General features: G+C 61.3%; 2 protein-coding genes. One reads left to right on the top strand and one right to left on the bottom strand.

Features of this window, described 5'->3' with window-relative positions; all coding sequences use genetic code 11:
* Positions 1-466, top strand: a 466-nt coding sequence (locus tag EOA28_RS35530; protein WP_128315836.1) for a DUF1176 domain-containing protein, incomplete at its 5' end; no start/stop codon positions are given.
* A gap of 15 nt (positions 467-481) precedes the next feature.
* On the opposite strand, the gene EOA28_RS35525 is transcribed toward EOA28_RS35530, so the two are convergent.
* Positions 482-1,363 (bottom strand): alpha/beta hydrolase, encoded by an 882-nt coding sequence (locus EOA28_RS35525; RefSeq protein ID WP_127386254.1) that lies wholly within the window; start codon positions 1,361-1,363, stop codon positions 482-484.
* Positions 1,364-1,468: the final 105 nt, after the last annotated feature.

The raw sequence follows: 1,468 nt of genomic DNA, 5'->3' as shown, positions 1-1,468 counted from the left end.
GCCAATCGGTGAGCCAGAGGCCCATTCGGTCCAATACAAGGACAAGGACGCTCAAGCCGCCGACCCGGAGCGCGAGACGCGGCTGTTCCGCTTCTTCTGCTCGATGGCCGCCTATAACGAAACCGCGGTCTACTACATCGCCGATGACGTCAACGGCGTGACCCAGCTGCAGTTCACCGAGCCGGATCTCGATATCCGCTACGAGAACAACAACAGCGAAGGCAAGGTCGAGTCGATCCACATCATCGGTTTCAAGACCAGCGGCTGGGCAACCAACTCGGACTATGACGAGAACACGAAAACCATCACCACATCCGACAAATGGCGTGGCGTCGGGGATGCTTCGTCATCGGGGACCTATCTGTTCCGCAACGGTGACTTCTCACTCGTCCAGTACGACGTCGATGCTTCCTATGACGGCGAGATCAATCCGCAGACGATCATCGATTACAACACTGCGCCTTGAGCCTCGACAGAAGGGTCACGGCGCTTTCGTCAGCATCCAGTTCAGTGTGCCGCGCCAGTCCACCATGCGGATCGGCGTGCCGTGCGTGCCGGTCTCGAAGCGCACGAAGCGTGTCGGATAGGATTTTTTGGCCAGGATCGAGCGGAAGAAGGCTTCCTGCTTTTCCACCGGGAAGACCACGTCATGGCTGCCCTGGCCGAAGAACACCGGCACGCGGCGCTTGCAGGCAGGGCTGGTGAGAAAGCTGTCGTCCCACAGCGATCCGAGCAGCAGCAGCCCGTTGATGCGGCCGCCCGTATCCTTGCGCGCGGCGAGCTTCCAGCAGATCATGCCGCCCATGGAGCCGCAGGCGACGAAGATCTTCGCGCCGGGCGATTGTTGGGCGTAGTGATCAATGAGCGCAGCGACCTGCGCCGCGCCCTTGTCGCCGAAATCGGGGAAATCCGGCGAAAGGTAGAGGCCGTTATTGGCGGCCATCAGATTCTTGATGCGGTTGAAGTTGCCGCCGAAAGTAAAATCGTCGACACCTTGCTTGCGGCTGCCGCCCTGCCCATGCAGGTAGAGCACGATGATGGAAGCGCCGTCCGTCCTGCCGACCGCGACATGCCTGACATCGCCGGCGTCGGTCTTCAACATCAGGTCCCGCTGCACCTTGCGCACGCCGGGGTCGGTATATTGCGCGCGCACCCGCTTTTCCGGCACCTCGTCGCGCTGGTTGATGTCGCGCATCTCATGATAGTCGAGCACCGTATAGGCGCCATTATCGCCGGTGGACAGCGCCGCCGGATAAGCGAAGAGGTCGTCCTTGAACGGTTTTAGCGAAAGCGTCTGGCTGTGGGCAGCCTGGACGGCAAAACCGGTTGCAACGAGCAGGGCGAAGAGGAAGCGCAATGACATGCCGAGAGGCATGCGAAATTCGGCTTCGGTTTGTCAATCCTGCAGGACGCCGCCCGCCCCCTCCAGCGCCTCGCGCGTGTCGACGTCGATCGATGCACCCTGCCC

The organism is Mesorhizobium sp. M2A.F.Ca.ET.067.02.1.1, from assembly GCF_004023285.1.
Taxonomy (GTDB): domain Bacteria; phylum Pseudomonadota; class Alphaproteobacteria; order Rhizobiales; family Rhizobiaceae; genus Mesorhizobium.
The sequence above is the reverse complement of the archived record's forward strand: the minus strand, read 5'-3'. Positions and strand labels throughout refer to the sequence as shown.

What these genes read in the sequence shown, in the direction of transcription:
- EOA28_RS35525 (WP_127386254.1), bottom strand. Translation starts at nt 1,363, where the DNA reads ATGTCATTGCGCTTCCTCTTCGCCCTGCTCGTTGCAACCGGTTTTGCC.